At 71.1% G+C, this 18,734-nt stretch carries 16 protein-coding genes and 1 pseudogene; 8 read left to right on the forward strand and 9 right to left on the reverse strand.

The window, feature by feature from the left end; translation table 11 throughout:
* Nucleotides 1-2: 2 nt before the first annotated feature.
* From murD to ACSMFO_RS32165, 5 genes are read left to right on the forward strand one after another with little or no spacing between them, the layout of a single operon-like run.
* Nucleotides 3-1,406, forward strand: coding sequence for a UDP-N-acetylmuramoyl-L-alanine--D-glutamate ligase (gene murD, locus ACSMFO_RS32145; protein WP_038516436.1), 1,404 nt, complete (start codon nt 3-5; stop codon nt 1,404-1,406).
* Nucleotides 1,393-2,871, forward strand: a complete 1,479-nt coding sequence (gene ftsW / locus ACSMFO_RS32150) for a putative lipid II flippase FtsW (protein ID WP_037343198.1) — start codon at nt 1,393-1,395, stop codon at nt 2,869-2,871. Before murD ends, ftsW begins: the two co-directional genes overlap by 14 nt.
* A complete protein-coding gene (gene murG / locus ACSMFO_RS32155; RefSeq protein WP_436461585.1) occupies nt 2,868-3,995 on the forward strand; it encodes an undecaprenyldiphospho-muramoylpentapeptide beta-N-acetylglucosaminyltransferase in 1,128 nt (375 codons plus the stop codon). The genes ftsW and murG overlap by 4 nt, the downstream gene beginning before the upstream one ends.
* A complete protein-coding gene (murC, locus tag ACSMFO_RS32160) occupies nt 3,988-5,397 on the forward strand; it encodes a UDP-N-acetylmuramate--L-alanine ligase (protein ID WP_436461586.1) in 1,410 nt (469 codons plus the stop codon). Before murG ends, murC begins: the two co-directional genes overlap by 8 nt.
* Before the next feature lie 2 nt (nt 5,398-5,399).
* Nucleotides 5,400-6,236, forward strand: a complete 837-nt coding sequence (locus ACSMFO_RS32165) for a cell division protein FtsQ/DivIB (protein ID WP_073846742.1) — start codon at nt 5,400-5,402, stop codon at nt 6,234-6,236.
* A 203-nt stretch (nt 6,237-6,439) separates the two neighbouring features.
* Here ACSMFO_RS32165 and ACSMFO_RS32170 read toward each other — a convergent pair whose 3' ends face one another.
* Nucleotides 6,440-7,189: a TetR/AcrR family transcriptional regulator gene (locus ACSMFO_RS32170; protein ID WP_436461587.1), complete on the reverse strand. Its 750-nt coding sequence runs from the start codon at nt 7,187-7,189 to the stop codon at nt 6,440-6,442.
* Nucleotides 7,190-7,283: 94 nt separating this feature from the next.
* Here ACSMFO_RS32170 and ACSMFO_RS32175 point away from each other — a divergent pair, with 94 nt between their 5' ends.
* A complete protein-coding gene (locus ACSMFO_RS32175; RefSeq protein WP_436461588.1) occupies nt 7,284-8,117 on the forward strand; it encodes an NAD(P)H-binding protein in 834 nt (277 codons plus the stop codon).
* Between the two features lie 375 nt (nt 8,118-8,492).
* Here the strand turns inward: ACSMFO_RS32175 and ACSMFO_RS32180 are convergent.
* Nucleotides 8,493-9,258: pseudogene (locus tag ACSMFO_RS32180) on the reverse strand (hypothetical protein).
* A 123-nt stretch (nt 9,259-9,381) separates the two neighbouring features.
* A complete protein-coding gene (locus ACSMFO_RS32185; protein ID WP_436461589.1) occupies nt 9,382-11,439 on the reverse strand; it encodes a PASTA domain-containing protein in 2,058 nt (685 codons plus the stop codon).
* A gap of 186 nt (nt 11,440-11,625) precedes the next feature.
* Between ACSMFO_RS32185 and ACSMFO_RS32190 the strand changes: the two genes are divergently transcribed.
* A complete protein-coding gene (locus tag ACSMFO_RS32190; protein WP_038516415.1) occupies nt 11,626-11,994 on the forward strand; it encodes an Rv2175c family DNA-binding protein in 369 nt (122 codons plus the stop codon).
* Here the strand turns inward: ACSMFO_RS32190 and ACSMFO_RS32195 are convergent.
* Nucleotides 11,963-13,141: an MFS transporter gene (locus ACSMFO_RS32195; protein WP_436461590.1), complete on the reverse strand. Its 1,179-nt coding sequence runs from the start codon at nt 13,139-13,141 to the stop codon at nt 11,963-11,965. The genes ACSMFO_RS32190 and ACSMFO_RS32195 overlap by 32 nt on opposite strands.
* A gap of 22 nt (nt 13,142-13,163) precedes the next feature.
* Between ACSMFO_RS32195 and ACSMFO_RS32200 the strand changes: the two genes are divergently transcribed.
* Nucleotides 13,164-13,724 carry a CGNR zinc finger domain-containing protein gene (locus tag ACSMFO_RS32200; protein ID WP_436461591.1) on the forward strand — a complete coding sequence of 187 codons (561 nt, stop codon included), beginning with the start codon at nt 13,164-13,166 and terminating at the stop codon, nt 13,722-13,724.
* A 61-nt stretch (nt 13,725-13,785) separates the two neighbouring features.
* Here ACSMFO_RS32200 and ACSMFO_RS32205 read toward each other — a convergent pair whose 3' ends face one another.
* The 5 genes from ACSMFO_RS32205 to ACSMFO_RS32225 all read right to left on the reverse strand — a co-directional run bounded on the left by ACSMFO_RS32205 (nt 13,786) and on the right by ACSMFO_RS32225 (nt 18,734).
* Nucleotides 13,786-14,574 carry an LLM class F420-dependent oxidoreductase gene (locus tag ACSMFO_RS32205; protein WP_436461592.1) on the reverse strand — a complete coding sequence of 263 codons (789 nt, stop codon included), beginning with the start codon at nt 14,572-14,574 and terminating at the stop codon, nt 13,786-13,788.
* Nucleotides 14,571-15,500, reverse strand: coding sequence for a phytoene/squalene synthase family protein (locus ACSMFO_RS32210; protein ID WP_436461593.1), 930 nt, complete (start codon nt 15,498-15,500; stop codon nt 14,571-14,573). Before ACSMFO_RS32210 ends, ACSMFO_RS32205 begins: the two co-directional genes overlap by 4 nt.
* On the reverse strand, nt 15,497-16,972 hold the full coding sequence (crtI, locus tag ACSMFO_RS32215; RefSeq protein ID WP_436461594.1) for a phytoene desaturase family protein: 1,476 nt from the start codon (nt 16,970-16,972) through the stop codon (nt 15,497-15,499). The genes ACSMFO_RS32210 and crtI overlap by 4 nt, the downstream gene beginning before the upstream one ends.
* Complete coding sequence (locus ACSMFO_RS32220) at nt 16,972-18,063, reverse strand: polyprenyl synthetase family protein (protein WP_073846748.1); 1,092 nt, start codon at nt 18,061-18,063, stop codon at nt 16,972-16,974. The genes crtI and ACSMFO_RS32220 overlap by 1 nt, the downstream gene beginning before the upstream one ends.
* 122 nt (nt 18,064-18,185) lie before the next feature.
* Nucleotides 18,186-18,734, reverse strand: coding sequence for a CGNR zinc finger domain-containing protein (locus tag ACSMFO_RS32225; protein WP_436461595.1), 549 nt, complete (start codon nt 18,732-18,734; stop codon nt 18,186-18,188).

Raw genomic sequence — 18,734 nt, forward strand, 5'->3', positions numbered from 1 at the left:
CGGTGGAGCTGGCCGGGCGTCACGTCCTCGTCGCCGGAGCCGGGGTCACCGGCAAGTCGATCGTCCCCGTCCTGGCGGAGCTGGGCGCGCGGATCACCGTCACCGACGGCAACGCCGAACGGCTGGCGGAGCTCGAAGGGCTCGGCGCCGAGCTGGTGCCGGGCCTGACCGAGCCGCCCGGAGACGTCGAGCTGGTCGTCACCAGCCCCGGCTGGAAGCCGACGTCGCCGTTGCTGGTGGCGGCGGCCGAAGCCGGTGTCGAAGTGATCGGCGACGTCGAGCTGGCGTGGCGCGTCGGGCAGCTGCGCGACAAGCCGCCGGTGTGGCTCGCGATCACCGGCACCAACGGCAAGACCACCACGGTCGGGATGCTGGAGTCGATCCTGCGTACCGCCGGGGTCGACGCCGTGGCCTGCGGGAACGTCGGTTTCGCGGTGCTCGACGCGGTGCGTGCGGGACACGAGGTGCTGGCCGTGGAGCTGTCGAGCTTCCAGCTGCACTGGTCGTCGACGCTGGCCCCGCTCGCGTCGGTGGTGCTGAACCTGGCCGAGGACCACCTCGACTGGCACGGCTCGATGGAGGAGTACGCGGCCGCGAAGGGCCGGGTCCACACCCACTCCCGGAACGTCGTGCACAACCTCCACGAGGAGTGGTCCGCCCGGCTCGCCGACGAACACGCGCCCGCCGACGCCCGCCGCGTCGCGTTCGGCATGGACACCCCGCGGCCCGGCGAACTCGGGATCGTGGAAGACCTGCTGGTCGACCGCGCCTTCGTGGCCGATCCGGCGACCAGCGCCGACGAACTCGGCACGCTGGCCGACGTGCGTCCCGCCGGTCCGCACAACGTCTCCAACGCGCTCGCCGCGGCGGCGCTGGCCCGCGCGTACGGCGTCACCGGCGAGGACGTCGCCAAGGGTCTGCGCGAGTACCGGCCCGCCCCGCACCGGGCCGAGGAGATCGGCGAGATCGACGGCGTCCGCTACATCAACGACTCCAAGGCGACCAACCCGCACGCGGCGAGCGGTTCGCTGCGCGCGCATCTGAACGTCGTCTGGATCGCCGGTGGCCAGCTCAAGGGCGCTTCCGTGGACGAACTCGTCGGCTCGATCGCCGGAAGGCTGCGCGGAGTCGTGCTGTTCGGCGTGGATTCACCCGTGATCGCCGCCGCTGTCGCGCGACACGCGCCGGATGTCCCGGTGAACAGCCTCCCTTCGGGTGACGATGACACCATGACTGCGGCGGTGAAGGCGGCCCGCGCCCTGGCGCGCCCTGGAGATGTGGTGCTGCTGGCCCCCGCCGCGGCGTCGTTGGACATGTACTCGAGCTATGGCGCACGCGGCGACGCGTTCGCGAGCGCGGTCCGTGTCCTGCGCGACGGTGCGGGGGAGACCAGTGACGGCGGTTGAGGAAAGAAAGCGCGAGCCCGCGCAGCGCAAGCGCCGTGAACGCAAGGAAAGCCCGTTCGTCGCCTTCCGCACCGCGCTGACGGCCTGGCTTTCGCGGCCGCTCGCTTCGTTCCACCTGGTCCTGGCGCTCACCGGCGTGCTGACCGTGATCGGCATCGTGATGGTGCTGTCCGCGTCCTCGGTCGCCTCGTACAACCCCAAGACCGGCACCGGCGTGTACGCCCAGTTCAGCAAGCACCTCATGTTCGTCGCGATCGGCGCCGTGGTGTTCTGGATCGGGCTGCGGGTGCCGCTGGAACGCGTCCGGCGGCTGTCTGCGACGGCGACGGTGGTGTGCCTCGGGCTGCTCGTGCTGGTGCTGACCCCGCTCGGGTCCACGGTCAACGGCTCGCAGGGCTGGTTCCGGCTCGGGGGGTTCGCCTTCCAGCCGGTCGAGGCGGCGAAGGTCGCGCTGGCCTTCTGGGGCGCGCACATCCTGGTGATCAAGTACAACATCATCAACCAGTGGCGGCATCTGCTCGTCCCGGTCGTGCCGATCGCGCTGCTGATGTTCGCGCTGGTCATGATGCAGCCCGACCTCGGCGGCACGATCACCCTCGCGGTGGTGCTGATGGCCCTGCTGTGGTTCGCGGGCGCGCCGAAACGGTTGTTCGGGGTCATCCTCGCGGGTGGCCTGGCCGGGATCCTGGTGCTGGCGATCATCGCGCCGTACCGGCTGGCGCGGGTCATGTCGTTCGTCTCCGGCGACCCGGACACCAGCGCGGACGGTTTCCAGGCCAACCAGGCGAAACTCGCGCTCGCCGACGGCGGGTTCCTCGGCAAAGGCCTCGGCCAGGGCCAGTCCAACTGGGGCTACCTGCCCAACGTTCAGAACGACTTCATCTTCGCCCTGATCGGCGAGGAACTCGGCTTCATCGGCTGCGCGGTGGTGCTCGGGCTGTTCGCCGGGGTCGCCGTCGTCGGCCTGCGGATCGCCACCCGCAACCTCGACCCGTGGATCCGCATCGTGTCCGGCACGCTGACCGTCTTCCTGGTCGCGCAGGCCGGCATCAACATCGGCTACGTCGTCGGCCTGCTGCCGGTCACCGGGGTCACGCTGCCGTTGATCTCCTACGGCGGGACGTCGCTGGTGATCACCATGCTCATCATGGGGATCCTGGCCAACGCCGCCCGGCACGAACCGGAGGCGGTGGCCGCACTGCGCTCGCAGGGGCCAGGTAAATTCGGACGCCTGCTGAGGCTTCCCGCGCCCGAGCCGTACCGCCCGCCAGCCAAGCGCAAGGGCGGCGCGGCCAGGGGAGGCGCCGCCAAGGCGGCGAGGCCCGCGCCGAGGACGGCGAGGCCTTCGCCCGCACAGGAGCGGCGCCGTTCGGTACGGGAGCCCGGCAGGAGGACGGCCGCGCGAACGGCGGTGAACCGCGGTACCGCGAAACGGGGTACCGCAAACCGGAGAGGTCATAGGTGAACAACCCCGTCAGAGGTGGCGCTTCAGGCGAGATCGCCGGCAAAGCGCCGGTGGTCGTGGTCGCCGGCGGTGGTACCGCAGGGCATATCGAACCAGCACTCGCCCTCGCCGACGCGGTGATGCGCCTGCGCCCCGACGCGAAGGTCATCGCGCTCGGGACCGAGCGCGGGCTGGAGAACAAGCTCGTCCCGGCGCGGGGCTACCCGCTGGAGCTGATCCCGCCGGTGCCGATGCCCCGCAAACCGACACCCGAACTGCTGAAGATGCCGCTGAAGGTCCGCGACGCGGTCAAGCGCACCCGCGAGGTCCTGGACCGGGTCGGCGCGGACGTCGTCGTCGGCTTCGGCGGGTACGTCGCGCTCCCGGCGTACCTCGCCGCGCGCGGCCGCACGCCGATCGTGGTGCACGAGGCCAACGAGAAACCGGGCCTGGCGAACAAGGTCGGCGCGCGGTTCGCCGTCCGCGTCGCCGTCGCCGTCCCGGGGACGCCGCTGGCGAAGGCCGAGGTCATCGGCATCCCGCTGCGCCGCTCCATCACGTCGCTCGACAGGGCCGCGCTGCGCGCCGAAGCCCGCGAGTTCTTCGGGCTCGACCCCGACGCCCCGACCCTGCTGGTCTTCGGCGGTTCGCAGGGCGCGGTGTCGATCAACGGCGCCGTCTCCGGCGCGGCCAAGGAGTTCGCGGACGCCGGCGTCGGTGTCCTGCACGCCCACGGGCCGAAGAACACGCTGGTCGTCCAGGAGTTCCCCGGACGGCCCGCGTACGTCCCGGTGCCGTACCTGGAGCGTATGGACCTCGCGTACGCCGCCGCCGACGCGGTGCTGTGCCGCTCCGGCGCGATGACCGTCGCCGAGGTGTCCGCGGTCGGCCTGCCCGCGGTGTTCGTCCCGCTGCCCTACGGCAACGGCGAACAGGCGGTCAACGCCCGGCCCGCGGTCGACGCCGGTGCCGGACTGATGGTCGACGACGCCGACCTCACCCCCGCCAAGGTCGCGGAGCTGGTGATCCCGCTGGTGTCCGACGCCGACCGGATCGCGAAGATGAGCGCGGCCGCGGTCGGCCTCGGTCACCGTGAGGCCGACGAGACCCTTGCCAAGATCGTGCTGGAGGCCGCAGGTGCCTGATCAACTCCCCGACACGCTCACGCGTGCCCACCTGATCGGGATCGGCGGTGCCGGGATGAGCGGCATCGCCCGTATCCTGCTGGCCCGCGGTGTCCAGGTGTCCGGCTCCGACGCCAAGGAGTCGCGCGCGTTCCTTTCGCTGCGCGCCCAGGGCGCCGAGATCGCCGTCGGCCAGCGCGCCGAGAACCTCGACGCGTTCCCCGAAGGCCCGTCCTCGGTGATCGTGTCGACCGCGATCAAGGACGACAACCCGGAACTGGTGGCCGCGCGGGAACGCGGGATCACCGTGCTGCACCGCGCGCAGGCGCTGGCCGGGCTGATGGAGGGACACCGCGTCGCCTGCATCGCCGGGACGCACGGCAAGACGTCGACGACGTCGATGCTGACCGTCGCGCTGCAGCAGTGCCGTCTCGACCCTTCGTTCGCCATCGGCGGCGACCTCAACGAGTCGGGCGCGAACGCGCACCACGGCGAGGGCGGGGTCTTCGTCGCCGAGGCCGACGAGAGCGACGGATCGTTCCTGGCGTACTCGCCGTCGGTCGCCGTGGTGACCAACGTCGAGCCGGACCACCTGGACCACCACGGCACGGCCGAGGCGTACGTCTCGGTGTTCGCCGACTTCCTCGGCCGGATCGTGCCGGGCGGGCTGCTCATCGTCTGCGGTGACGACGAGGGTGCCGGGAAGCTGGGCGCACTGGCCGCGGAGCGGGGCATCCGCGTCCGCCGCTACGGGCGGTCGGTCACCGGCGCGGACGACGCGAAGGTGCTCGACTACGCCCCCGCGCCGGACGGCGGCGTCGTCCGGATCTCGTTGCGGGGCGAGGAGATCGTCCTCCGGGTCGCGGTGCCGGGTGAGCACATGGCGCTGAACGCGATCGCCGCGCTGCTGGCCGGGATCGAGCTCGGCGCGCCGATCGAAGGACTGGCCGAAGGGCTGGCCGCGTTCGGCGGCGTCCGGCGGCGGTTCGAGTTCAAGGGCCGCGCGGGCGACGTCCGCGTGTACGACGACTACGCGCACCACCCGACCGAGGTCGACGCGCAGCTGCGCGCGGTGCGGACGGCCGCGGGCCAGGGCCGGGTCGTCGTGGTCTTCCAGCCGCATCTGTACTCGCGCACGAAGGCGTTCTCGAAGGAGTTCGCGGCCGCGTTGTCGCTGGCCGACGAGGTCGTCGTGCTGGACGTCTTCGGGGCGCGCGAGAAGCCGGAACCCGGGGTGAGCGGCGCGCTCATCGCCGACCAGATCTCCGGTGTCCCCGTGCACTACCAGCCCGCGTTCGACGTCGCGGCGAAGCTCGCGGCGGATCTGGTCGAACCCGGCGACCTGCTGGTGACCATGGGCGCCGGCGACGTCACGCAGCTCGGCCCGGAGATCCTGGCCGAACTGGACCGGCGGGCGGAGTAGTCATGACACAGACCGGGGAACGGCGCCGCCCGGCCGAACCCGGTCGGCGTCCGCGCTCCGAACGGGTCAAGCGGACCCCACGGGCCGAACGGACTCAACGGCTGAAGCAGCGGCGCGGCAGGCGGTCGGCGGACGACCGCCGCCGTTCCGCCCGGCCGACCCGGCACAAGGAGCTGCGGCGGCGCTGGGTCGCGCTGCTTTCGGTGCTGACCGCCGTCGCCCTCGTCTACCTGCTGTGGTTCAGCTCGATGCTGGGGGTGCAGCAGGTCGACGTCGTCGGAGCGAGCTCCGTGCCCGCGGACCAGATCCGCGCCGCGGCTGCGGTGCCGGACCAGAAGCCGATGCTGCGCCTGGACACCGACGAGATCCGCGACAAGGTGGCGCAGATGCCCGGTATCGCGACCGTCGACGTCTCCCGGTCGTGGCCGAGCACCCTCGAGATCACCGTGACCGAACGGACCGCGATCGCGTTCTTCGACAGCGGGCCCGGCGGCGACGGCGTGCACCTCGTCGACGGCGGGGGAGTGGTGTTCAAGACCGTCAAGGAACGGCCCGCCGGGCTGCCCGAGCTCAAACTTCCGCTGGTCTCGGCCGACGATCCGGTGACCCGCGCGGTGACCGGTGTCCTCGGCGTGATCCCGCAGCAGTTGCTCAAGCAGGTCACCACCGCGACGGCGAAGACCCCCGGCAGCGTCGAGTTCGCGCTGGCCGACGGGAAGACCGTGCGGTGGGGGACCTCGGCCGACACCGAACGCAAGGCGAAGGTCCTGGCCGCGCTGCTCACCCGCGAGGGCAAGGTCTTCGACGTGTCGGCCCCCGACCTGCCCACCGTCTCCTGACGCGTTTCGTCCTCCGGATGCGGTGCCCCCGACGTGGCACTGGGGCTCGTGAGTGGTAAGTAGCGTTAGAACGCTACTTACCACTCACGACCCCAGCGAGAAACACCTGAATCGGGCACGAACACTCGAGCCTGCAATTCGTCCTCTGGATGCGGTAGTTCGTATCGCCGACTACCGCATCCAGAGGACGAAACGCGGGGCGTTCAGCGGGTGACGAGGGCTTCGATGCCGTCCAGCATCCGTTCCAGGCCGAACGCGAAGGTCTCGTCGGCGGCTTCGCAGGTGTCCGCGTCGTAGCCGCCGCTCTCCCAGATCCGCGTCATCGCCGGATGCCGCGTCACGTCGAAGTACTTCTCCCAGAACACCGACCGCTGCCCCCACCAGGCGTCCGTCGACTCCCCGGTCTCCTGCTCGACCTGCGCCGTCTCGGCGAAAAGCGTCGCGTTGGCCTGCACGTAGATCTCGATGCTGTTCGCGGCCGCGGCCGCCTTGCGCGGTTCCAGCCCGATGTTCGACACCGCCGCGATCACGTACTCCTGGCCCGCCATCAGCCCGGGGCCGAGCACCGGCCGCACCATGGACGTCGAACGCAGCCACGGATGCGCCCGGAACACGGCCAGCGTGCGCTCGGCGTAGAGCCGCACCTGCTCGCGCCAGCCGTCCGGCCGCGGATCGCCGGGGCCGGGGAGGTTCCGTTCGGCGAGCACGAAGTCGACCATGAGATCGAGCAGTTCCGTCTTGCCGGGGACGTAGGTGTAGAGCGTCATCGTGCCGGCGCCGAGTTCCTTGGCGATCTGGCTCATCGACACGGTCGCCTCGCCCACGCGGTCGGCGAGCGCGACGGCGGTGGCGATCACCTGGTCGAGGGTCAGTTTGGGCTTTCGTCCCCTGGTCGGCTGCCGGGCTTCGCCGCGGTCACGCCACAACAGATCGAGGCTGCGCTCGAAGTCCATCCACACTCCACTCGGCCGTGAAGCTGGATTCTACATTCTCGTATGAGGTACGGTTAATCTGATCCGTAGGGCGTACGAAAAGGAGTGGGGAATCGTGACGATCCTGGTGACCGGTGCGACCGGAAGCGTCGGCAGGCTGCTCGTCGACGAACTGGTGGAGGCCGGCGCGCCGGTGCGGGCGCTGACCGTCAACCCGGCGAAGGCGGCGCTGCCCGAGCAGGTGGAGGTCGCCAAGGGCTACCTGGGCAAACCGGAGACGCTGCCGGAAGCCCTCGAAGGCATCGAGACCGTGTACTTGGCGCCGCTCGCGGCGAAGGTGGACGACTTCGTGAAGCTGGCGAAGGAGGCCGGGGTGCGCCGCGTGGTGGCGCTGTCGGGCAGCAACGCCGACGACCCGGTGGAGAACTCGAGCGGCGTGGACTACGCGATCATCGAGAAGGCCGTCCGGGAGGCGGAGTTCGACTGGACGTTCCTGCGGCCGGGCGCGTTCATGAACAACACCCTCGGCTGGGCGGAGACGATCAAGGCCGAGCGGGTGGTCCGCGAGGCCTACCCCGAGTCGCGGATGACGCCGATCGACCTCGCGGACATCGCCGCCGTCGCGGCCCACGTCATCCTGACCGAGGGGCACGTCGGCAAGAAGCACACGCTGAGCGGGCCGACGGCGATCAGCCAGCGCGAACAGGTCGCCGCCATCTCGGCCGCGCTCGGCGAAGAGGTGGTCTTCCAGGAACTCACCAGGGAAGAGGCGAACAAGCAGTGGGCCGCCGCCGGGGTCCCGGCCGAGATCGCCGAGTGGCTGCTCGACGGTTTCGCGTACTTCACCGAGAACCCCGACAAGCCGACCGGCGTCGTCCAGGAACTCACCGGGCGGCCCGGTGTCACCTACGCGGAGTGGGCGGTGGCGAACGTCGAAGCGTTCCGCTGAGCAGGACGGTTGGAGCCAAAGTTGTCTTAGGTACCTACGGTCGGGTGGTTTCGCGTGACCGGTGGGACGCCATACGTGCACGCCCCACTCTGTGGCGGCGTTCCTTGCTCGCCGTGGTTGTGCTGGGTGCCGAACCTGACCGGAGGGGGGTTGCGAAAGCCACTTTCGCAACCTTCAACGTTGCGAAAGCCACTTTCGCAACGTCGGCTGTGGCAGGGCCCGGTACCACCCCTGGCGATCATGTCGCGAAAGCCACTTTCGAGACGTCTGATGTCCCGAAAGTGGCTTTCGCGACACGCCTCCACAACCTCCACGGACCCGTGAGCCTAAGCCGGTAGGTAGCCGAGCCACCCTTGGTTAAGCCGTCCCGGCCCCTCAGCGGGCCCGGCGGGGGAGGCGGGTCGGCAGCGGGGCGCCCCGCGGCTGGTCCGAAGCGGGGGGGCGGGGACGATGGCTGGGGCAGCGGGGGCGGGGCCTGCGATTCGCGCGGCCAGGCCGGGGTGATCATCGCCTGGGCCCCGACCCGGCGGACGGGCAGCCCGTGCGACTTCTGGGCGGGCAGGCCGGGCCAGATCTCGCCCGCCTCCTTGGCGGCGTCGCGGATGGCGGTGCCGTCGAGCGAGGTGCGCGACTCCTCGATGTCGCGGTCGAGCCACTGGACGATGAACTCCAGCGGCCCGTCGGGCGGCAGCGGCCACAGGAAGATCTCGTGGTCGACGTGGAACGCCGAACCGCCCAGCCCCTGCGCGCGCAGCACCGGCTGATCCGGTTTGGTGGCCGACGGCACGGAGATGGTCTCCGAACTGGCCCGCCTGCCGTCGGGGAACAGCACCCCGACCAGCAGCGCGTTGTAGTCCGGGACCCGGCGGTGGTCGATCAGGCCTTCGCCGGGTTCGTCGAGCAGGAGATCCCGCGAGTACACCGACAGCTGGAAGGACACCGACTCCGGCCAGACCTCGATGCCACGCAGCGCCACGATGGTCCGTTCGGCGCGGCCCAGCGGCATCGACCAGGGCAGGATCGCCGGGACGATGTACTCGTGCGGCGTCTCCACCCAGGGGCGGCCGTTGTAGCCGAACAGCTCCTGTTCCGGCACCGGGAACAGGGGGCGGCTGCGCGGACCGTCCGTGAAGAAGCTCATCGTGGCGCGGCGGAACGCGGGGTGAAGCTGTCCGACCTGCCGTTCACGCCGTCGACTACCACCATGCGCTCACGGTAGCCGATGACCATGCCGGTACTGAACGGTTTCAAAGCACCTTTCGCGTCACCCGAAGCCCTTGATCTTCACCTTCGTGCCCTTCGGCACCTTGGTGCCCGGCTGCGGATCCTGCTCCAGGACGAAGTCGAAACCACCGTTTCCGCCGCCGTGACCGTTCCCGTTTCCGCGACCCTGACGGTCCGGCTCCAGACCCGCCTGTTTCAGGATCTGGGTCGCCTCCTCCATCCGCTTGAAGGTCACGTTCGGTACTTCGACGGCGTTCGAAACGAACACGCCGATCCGGCGGTTGCTCGCCTTGCCGCCGCCCTTCGGGTCGGTGCGGATCACCTGACCGGCGGCGAACTGGTCGGAGAACTCCTCGCCGGCCTGGAACGGCTGGAAGCCCGCCTGCTGCAGGATCTGGAACGCGGCGTCCTTGCTCTGGCCCGTGACGTCCGGGACCGGCGGCAGCGGCTCGGGGCCCTTGGACAGGATGATCGTGACCTGCCCGCCGATGTTCAGCTGCGAACCGGGGCCCGGGTCGACGCGGACCACCTTGTTCTTGGCGACGTCGCTGTACTCCTGCTCGCCCTGGACCGGCGTCAGCTGCGCGGCCTTGATCGCCGTCTCCGCGTCCTGCTGGCTCGTCCCGGCCTGGATGTCCGGCACGATCGGACGGCCCTTCGACAGCACGACGTTGACCGTGGCGCCCGGCGCGAGCGACGTGCCCTCCGCGGGGTCGGAGCGGATCACCGTGTGCTGGGCGGCGGTGTCGCTGTACTCCTCGGTGTAGGCCGGGGTCAGCTTCGCCGACCGGAGCGCGTCACCGGCGGCGGCCTGGTTCATCCCGGTCAGCTTCGGCACCGACGACGACGTCGGGCCGGAGTCGTTGAGGATGAAGGCGAACGCGCCGATCAGGCCGCCGAGCACCAGTACCGCGGCCGCGATCATCAGGTAGAGCCGCTTGCGCGACCCCGGCTGTTCGTCGTCCGCGGCCGGCTTGGGCCGTGGGGGAGGCGTGCGGGGCGGCTGCGCGGCCGGGATCTGCGGCTCGCGGTGCAGCGCCTGCGTTCCGCGCGGCCCGGTGACCGGAAGGGTCGCCTCGGCGATCGGGGGCAGCACTGTCGTCGCGGCCACGGCCGGAGCCACCGCGGGGACGGCGGGGATACCGGGGGTGGTGCGCTCGGCGTCGGTCTCGCGGTCGGCGTCGGCGGGCAGCGGGACGGGCACCGGGACCGCCGGGACGCCGAGGACGGTGCGCAGATGGTTCAGCTCGGCGAGGAACGCCGCGGCGTCGGCCGGTCGCTGCTCGGGGTCGCGGCGCGTGGCGCGCAGGATCAGCTCGTCCAGCTGCGGCGGGATACCCGGCCGCAGCTCGCTCGGGCGCGGGACGTCGTCGTTGACGTGCCGGTACGCCACCGAGAGCGCGGTGTCGCCGGTGTACGGCGGGCGTCCGGTGAGCATTTCGTAGAGCAGGATCCCGGCCGAGTAGACGTCGCCGCGCGAGGTGGTCGCGCCGGTCGCGACCTGCTCGGGCGAGACGTAGGCGACGGTGCCGAGGATGACGCTCGAACTCGTGGTGCCCGCGCTCGCGACCGCGCGGACCAGCCCGAAGTCGCCCACCTTGACCACGCCGCCCGACAGCGCGGTCCCCCCGCGGCCGATGAGGACGTTCTCCGGTTTGACGTCGCGATGCACCAGACCGGCGGCGTGCGCGGCGGCCAGCGCGGAGAGGACCGGTTCGGTGATGCTCAGCGCGAGCGCGACGTCGAGCGGACCGCGTTCGGCGAGCAGTTCGCGCAGGGTGCCGCCGTCGACGAGCTCCATCACCAGGAACGCGCGGCCGGACTCCTCGCCGCCGGGGGTGTCGAAGCCCTGGTCGTGCACCGCCACCACGTGCGGGTGGTGCAGCCGGGCCGCCGAACGGGCTTCCCGTTCGAAGCGTTCGACGAAGGACCTGTCGTCGGCGAACCGCGGGTCCATGATCTTGATGGCGACCTGGCGGTCCAGGCGGGTGTCGACGCCGCGGTACACCGACGACATCCCACCGCGTGCGAGCAGCTTGTCCACCCGGTAGCGGCCCTCGAGCAGAGTGCCCACCAGCGTGGGGTCCGTGCGTGTCACGGCTATGGATCGTACGGAAGTACCCATGTTCTGGTGTACGGGACCTGGGTCGCCGGGGATCACGATTCTCGACATTTCGTCGAATCGGCGGTATCCGTGACCATGCGGGCACTGTCCGTCATGGCTCGTGGCCGTCACCCATGCGCACTAACGGAGGGGGAGACGGAATGTGGCACAGTGTCACCTGTGAGTGGTATTCCCGTCGCCGACGACGTTCTCGATGCCGATGTGGCCGTTCTCCCTCTTCCGGAGGTCGCGACCGCGTTGGGCGTTTCGGCCAACAAGGTCCGCCAGATGCTGCGCGACGGCCACCTGATCGCCGTCCGGCGCAAGGGTGAGTTGTACGTCCCGGTCGCGTTCCTGGTGAAGGACGGCGTGGTCAAGGGCCTGGCGGGCACCATCACCGTGCTCGCGGACTCCGGGTTCAGCCGGACGGAGATGCTGCGCTGGCTCTTCGCCGAGGACGAGACCCTGCCCGGGACCACCCCGGTCAACGCGCTCCGCACCAGCCACGGCACCGAGGTCAAGCGGCGCGCGCAGGCGATGGCGTTCTAGTCCGCCCGGACGTTCCGACCAGTACATACGTCGCAGCCGCGAGGAGCTGGAATCCCGCCGCGGCACCCAGCGCGGCGGTTACGGAGAGTGCGCTCAACGGTCCTGCGACCGCGGCTCCGACCGCGAGGCCGGTGATCTTCACGCTCGCCGCCGTCGTGAAAACCTGAGCCCGCACCGCCGCGGGCGCCTCGCGATGCCGGATGGCGAACAGCGCCGAAAGCTGGGGTCCTTCCGCGAATCCGGCGAGTACGGCGGCGGCCAGCAGGAGCATCATGCCGTGGCCTGCCGCCGCGAGCAGGAAGCTCGCGCCCAGCAGGAGGGTGCTGGCGAACACGGTGCGATCCGGCGGCGGTGGTTTGCGGGCCAACACGGCGTTCGCGACCAGGGACGCGGCGGCCAGCACGGTGAGCAGGAGCGCGCCGAACCCCGGATTCCCCAGTCGCTGGGCGCCGAGCAGCGGATAGCAGACCACGGCGATCCCGATGCCGACGAAGGACACGGTGGACGTCGCGGTGGCCCGCAGCAGCGCGCGGTTGCGGAAGAGGACCGCGAACCCGTCGGCGAGCTGACGGCGGATCGGTCTCGTGGGCTTCGCCTCGGTGGCGGGCAGCGACCATGCGGCGGGGAACGCGGCCGCGACCAGCGTGATCGCGAGCGCCACGGCGGCCGGGGCGCCGGCGTACGCGGCGACGAGCCCGGCGAGTCCCGGCCCGGCGAGGCTCGCGGCGGTGAACGTCATCGCGTCCAGCGTGCTCGCCCGCTCCAGCGGTGTCCCGCCGCGGACCTGCGGCAGCTGCGCCGTCCAGCCGCCCGCCAACGCGGGGTTGAGCAGCCCCGCCGCGACGGCCACCACGATCGCCGCGGGGAGTTCGACCAACGCGAGTACCGCGCCGAGCCCGCCCGCGTACGCGAGCAGCGCCCACGCCAGCAGCCGTCCCGGCCGGGGACTGCGGTCGAGCAGGGCGCCGAGCAGCGGCCCGCCCGCCGCCGCGGAGATCGTCAGGCCCGCGAGCAGCGCGGACCCGGTCGCGGCCGAGCCGTCGACGCTCAGTCCCAGCAGGAGCAACGCAGGCCCGGACAGTTCGTCGCCGGTCCTGGCGACCGTCGCCCCGGTCAGGTAGACGGCGAGCCTGTAACGGCTTCTCATGGATGAGACGTTACAGTGAGGGATGACTTCAGCGCAGCGGGATTTCCTGCCCGGCCGGTCGGCACGGGCGGCGGCGCAGCGGGCGGTGGATCTGATGGTCGTGCTGCTGGCGCCGGATCCGTCGGCTTCCTCGGTTCGTTCCGTCTTGGAAGCGCACGGCGAAACGTCGGTCGAGTTGGCGCCGTCGGACGTCGCGTCGTTGCGGGAGGCGGCCGAGGAACTGCGGGAGGTGTTCGCGGCGCGGGATGCCGCGGAGGCGGCCGGCGTGCTCAACCGGCTGCTGGCCCGGTACGCGCATCCGCCGCGGCTGACCGATCACGCGGACGGGTTCGGCTGGCATCTCCACGTGGACGCCGACGACGACGGGCCGTGGGGCGCGTGGCTGGTGACGTCGTCCGCGCTGGCGCTGGCCGTGCTGCTGTCGGACCGTCAGGCGCCGCCGGGCGGGCTGTGTGCCGCTTCGGGCTGTGGGAAGCCCTTCGCGCACTTGGGTGGCGGGAGCCCGCGGCGGTACTGCTCGGCGCGGTGCGCTACCCGGGAGCGGGTGGCGGCTCACCGGCGCGATCGGTCCCGAACGCCATGAAAGGTCCTTTCCTTGCAAAATTTGCAAGGAAAGGACCTTTCATGGCGCGTGAAGGAGCGGGTCAGGACTGCTGCTTGTCCCGCCACTCGATCCAGGACCGCAGCTTGTCGAGGTTGTAGTCGGGTCCGCCGGTCGCCACGGTGAACAGCGAGACACCCAGGTCCAGCAGCTTGGGGCCGAGTTCCTCGGGCTCACCGTCGACGGCGACCGAACGCTCGATCTCCTTCGGGTCGCGCCCGACGTCGGCGCAGTGCTGGTCGAGGATCTTGACCTTGCGCTCCACCACCTCCGGGTCGCCGAAGCCGTGCCAGATGTCGGCGTGCTTCGCGACCAGGCGAAGCGTCTTCTTCTCGCCGCCACCGCCGATCAGCACCGGGATCTTGCGGGTCGGCGCCGGGTTCAGCTTGCCGAACCGGCTCTCGATGCGGGGGAGGGCCTCGGCCAGGTCGTCGAGCCGCCCGCCCGCGGTGCCGAACTCGTAGCCGTACTCGTCGTAGTCCTTTTCGAACCAGCCGGAGCCGATGCCGAGGATCAGCCGTCCGTCGGAGATGTGGTCGACGGTGCGGGCCATGTCGGCGAGCAGTTCGGGGTTGCGGTAGCTGTTGCACGTCACCAGCGCGCCGATCTCGACCCGCGACGTCGACTCCGCCCAAGCGCCCAGCATCGTCCAGCACTCGTAGTGCAGCCCTTCGGGCTCGCCGTAGAGCGGGTAGAAGTGGTCCCAGTTGAAGACGATGTCCACACCGAGCTCTTCGGCCTCCGAAGCCGCCCGGCGGATCGCCTTGTACTCGGCGTGCTGGGGCTGAAGCTGGACGCCGATCCGGATCTTCCTGTTCGAAGCAGAGGTCATGATCGCAGCCTAAGCCTGGAGTTGCTCCACGTGCTCGTCAGCAGCCTCGGCAGCGCGACACCCAGACGGCGGCGGCGGGGCACGACCGCGCGCGTGTTCAACACGTCGTACCCGAGGGCCACGATCTCGTCGAGGATGCCTTCGTAGAGCACGAGCGCGGTCCGCACGCAGTCACGGGATTCCTCGCGCAGCAACGGGATGCCCGCTTCGGCGCGGCGGTACACGGCCCGGTTGCGTGCCACCGCGACGGCGAGCGCGCGCCGCACCCGCCGGTCGGGCAGTCCGCGAGCGCGGGAGAATTCGAGCAGCTCGCGGTCGACGCCGAACGCGGCCAGTTCCTCGGTCGGCAGGTACAGGCGTCCCCGGTCCAGGTCCTCGCCGACGTCGCGCAGGAAATTGGTCAGCTGGAACGCCTCGCCCAGCGCGGCGGCGCCGGGCACGGCTTCCTCGACCGGGACGACGGTGCCGAAGATCGGCAGCATCTGCAGGCCGATCACCTCGGCCGAACCGTGGATGTACTCCCGGAGATCGGCGTAGGTCGCGTATTCGGTGATCTTGAGGTCCATCGCCATGGACCGCAGGAACGCGTCGAACAGGTCGCGGTCGAGGTCGTGGCGCCGCACCGTGTCGGCGAGCGCCGTCAGCACCGGATCGGCGGGTGTGTCACCGTCGAAGACCCGCGCGACCAGGGTGGCGACCTCGTCCAGCGCGACCGCCGGATCGGTGCCGGGCGCGGGATTGTCGACCACCTCGTCCGCCATGCGCGCGAAGCCGTACAGCGCGTGCGCGAACGGCCGCGTCCGCGGCGGCAGCAGCCGGGTCGCGAGGAAGAAGGTGCGGCCGTAGTGCGCGTTGATGCGGCGGCATGCGGTGTACGCGGCCCGCAACGCCGGTTCGGTGATGCCCGCGGCGTCGAGTTCGCTCATCGGCCGGTGACCCTTCCCGCCGCGAGCCTGCCGGAGATCACCACCGGCGGGATGCCGACGCCCGGCGTGGTCCCGCAGCCGGCCAGCACGACGTTGTCCACCGCCCGCATCAGGTTCCCCGGCCGGAACGGGCCGGTCTGGGCGAACGTGTGCGCGAGCGAGAACGGCGTGCCCGCGGTGAGCCCGCGTTCCGCCCAGCCCGCCGGAGTGATCATCTCGTCGACGGAGAAGTCGTCCGCGAAACCGGTGAGGCCGCGTTTTTCCAGCGTGCGCAGGAGTTCCGCGCGATACGCGGGCCCGACCCTGTTCCAGTCGATCTTGCCGCGGACGAGGTTCGGCGCCGGGGCCAGTACCGAGATCACCTGGTCGCCGCCGGGCGCGAGGGCCGGTTCGGTCGCCGTCGGCCTGGTCACCAGCAGCGAAGGATCGCTCATCAGCTTGCCTTCGCGGATGATCTCCGAGAACGTCTTCTCCCAGGCGTGGCCGAAGAAGATGGTGTGGTGGCCCAGAACCGGCCACGTTTTCGGCGCGTGCCCGTGCAGCACGACGGCCGACGGCGAGTACCGCAGCGGCAGCGGACGCCGGGGGCGGGCACCGAGCAGCCGGTACGCGGTGCCTAGTTCGGTCGCGAGAACCACGGTGTCGCAAGGGATCCGCTCGCCCGTGCGGGTCCGCACCGCGCGCACCCGCGAGGAAACCCTTTCCAGCCAAGCGGCTTCGGTGCCGAAGCGCAGCTCCGCGCCGGCGCGTTCGGCCGCGTTCGCCATCGCCCGCGCGATCTCGCCCATCCCGCCCGACGGGTAGTAGACCCCGCCGACGGTGTCCATGTAGGAGATGACGCCGTACGCGCCGATCGCGCGCGCCGGATCGAGCCCCGCGTAGAGCGCCTGGAAGGAGAACAGCCGGCGCACCCGGTCGTCGCGCAGGAAACCGCCGATCTTCGGGCCGAGCCGTCCGAAACCGCCCAGCGCGGCCAGCTTCGCCAGCTCCGGGCGCACGAGATCGAAGGGCGAATCGAAGTTCGCGCCGATGAAGTGGTCCTTCTGCACCGCGTACAGCTCGGTCAGCCAGCGGCGCAGCCGCCGGTAGCCCTCGGCCTCGGCCGGACCGGCGGCCTCGCGGATCTCGGCCTCCATCGCCGCCGCCTCGGTGTGCACGGCGATCGTGCTGCCGTCGGCGAACCGCGCGCGATACGCGGGGTCGAGCCGGGTCAGCGTGAGGTTGTCCGCCAGGGAATCACCGACGGCGGAGAAGGCTTCGTCGAGCAGTTCCGGCATGGTCAGCACGCTGGCACCGGTGTCGACGGTGTTGCCGCCGAAATCCGCCTGTCCGGCCCGGCCGCCGGGAGACTTGTCCTGCTCCAGCAGGGTCACCCGGCGTCCGGCGCCGAGCAGGTGCAGCGTCGCCGACAGCCCGGCGAGCCCGCCACCGATCACCACCACGTGGTCACTCGGACCGGTGACCGTGCGCATCAGTAGGTCCGCTGGGTCGCCTTGACGACCAGCCCGGTCAGCGCGGCGGGAGCGGGTTCGGCCAGGTGGGCGCGGTCCAGCGCGGCCATCGCGGAGTCGGTGAGCTCGTCGATACGGCGTTCCACCGCGTCGACGGCGCCGACGTCCTGCAACGCCTCACGCACGGTCTCGACGGCGTCTTCGGACAGGTGCGCGTCGCCGATGGCGTCGGAGATGACCTTCGCCGCCGCGTCCTTGCCCTGTTCGGCCGCCCGCTGGAGACCCAGCGCGACCAGCAGCGTCCGCTTGCCCTCACGCAGGTCGTCGCCCGCGGGCTTGCCGGTGACCGACGGGTCGCCGAACACGCCGAGCAGGTCGTCCCGCAGCTGGAACGCCACGCCGACCTCGTCGCCGAACTCGCGCAGCGTCGCGATCAGGGCGTCGTCGGCACCGCCGAGCGCGGCACCGAGGTGCAGCGGGCGCTGGACGGTGTACGCGGCCGTCTTGAGCTTGCAGATGTGCAGCGCCGCCTCGGGGGAGGCGTCGCCGGTGGCCTGGGTGCGGACGTCGAGGTACTGCCCGGCGAGTACTTCGGTGCGCATCGCGCGCCACGCCGGCCGCGCCGCCGCGAGGGCCGCGGGCGGGAGCGGGGCCTCGCCGAACATGTCGTCGGCCCAGGCCAGCGCGAGGTCGCCGACCAGGACGGCGGTCGCGAGCCCGAACGTGCTCGGCGAACCCAGCCAGCCGCTGTCGGCGTGCAGTTTGGCGCCCGCGATGTGCACCGTCGGCGAACCGCGGCGCGAATCGGAGGAGTCGATGAGGTCGTCGTGGATCAGCGCGCACGCCTGGATCAGCTCCAGGCTCGCCACCGCCTGCAGGACACCTTCGACGTCCGGCCCGCTCGGGTCGCCGCCCGCGCCGCGCCAGCCCCACCAGGCGAACGTCGGGCGCAGGCGTTTGCCGCCGCCCAGCACGAATCCGGCCAGCGCGTCGATCCCGGCCCCGACCGTCGGCTCGGTGCGGCGGATTTCGGCACCGGCGCGCTCGAGGAATCCGGCCAGCGCCCGCTCGACGTGGGCGGGCAGATCGGCGTCGTAGGCGGACGTGTCCATGAGCACATCCTCCGGGAAGGACGTCGTCGTGACCCAGTCGGGTGCCTTCGAATGTGGCGGAACTCGCCGCATTCCGTCCTCTGAATGCGGTAGTTGCACGCGCAAGGACCGCATTCAGAGGACTAACTGCGGGTCTTGTCGTAGTGCCGCTTCGCCCGCGCCCGGTTCCCGCAGTCCGACGAACTGCACCAGCGCCGCGACCGGTTGCGCGTGTGGTCGGTGAAGATCCAGCCGCAGCCGGGGCCCTCGCACTCCCGGATCCGTTCCAGCTCCCCGGACCGGAGCAGGTCCTCGGCCGCCAGCGCGAGGAAGTGCGGCAACGCGGTGTCGTCCACCAGCGGCACCTGCCACCGCAGCGGCAGGGACGGCGGGAGTTCGGCGTGCCGGTACGCCGCCAGCAGCGGCTCGCGCAACGCCGTGACGTCCGGCGGATCCGACGTCAGCACGCGATACAGCGTCTCGCGGAAGCCCTTCACCGCCTCCAGGACGGCTTCGGAGATCTCCAGCCGTCCGGTGCCCGCGCCGACCAGGACGACCCACTCGGACAGCCGTTCCGGAGCCGAAAGCCGGTCTTCCCGCCGGGCCGGATCGCGCCGCCAGGAAACGGTGTTGACCAGGTCCAACGGCACGCTCCCGCCGATGCTGTCGTACCCGTCCCAGTGGCCGTCCAC

This window comes from Amycolatopsis sp. w19 (assembly GCF_051373225.1).
GTDB classification, from domain to species: domain Bacteria; phylum Actinomycetota; class Actinomycetes; order Mycobacteriales; family Pseudonocardiaceae; genus Amycolatopsis; species Amycolatopsis japonica.

Coding starts and splice junctions, on each gene's coding strand:
- ACSMFO_RS32165 (WP_073846742.1), top strand. CDS start 5,400: ATGACACAGACCGGGGAACGGCGCCGCCCGGCCGAACCCGGTCGGCGT.
- ACSMFO_RS32170 (WP_436461587.1), bottom strand. CDS start 7,189: ATGGACTTCGAGCGCAGCCTCGATCTGTTGTGGCGTGACCGCGGCGAA.
- ACSMFO_RS32195 (WP_436461590.1), bottom strand. CDS start 13,141: ATGAGAAGCCGTTACAGGCTCGCCGTCTACCTGACCGGGGCGACGGTC.
- ACSMFO_RS32200 (WP_436461591.1), top strand. CDS start 13,164: ATGACTTCAGCGCAGCGGGATTTCCTGCCCGGCCGGTCGGCACGGGCG.
- ACSMFO_RS32205 (WP_436461592.1), bottom strand. CDS start 14,574: ATGACCTCTGCTTCGAACAGGAAGATCCGGATCGGCGTCCAGCTTCAG.
- ACSMFO_RS32210 (WP_436461593.1), bottom strand. CDS start 15,500: ATGAGCGAACTCGACGCCGCGGGCATCACCGAACCGGCGTTGCGGGCC.
- crtI (WP_436461594.1), bottom strand. CDS start 16,972: ATGCGCACGGTCACCGGTCCGAGTGACCACGTGGTGGTGATCGGTGGC.
- ACSMFO_RS32220 (WP_073846748.1), bottom strand. CDS start 18,063: ATGGACACGTCCGCCTACGACGCCGATCTGCCCGCCCACGTCGAGCGG.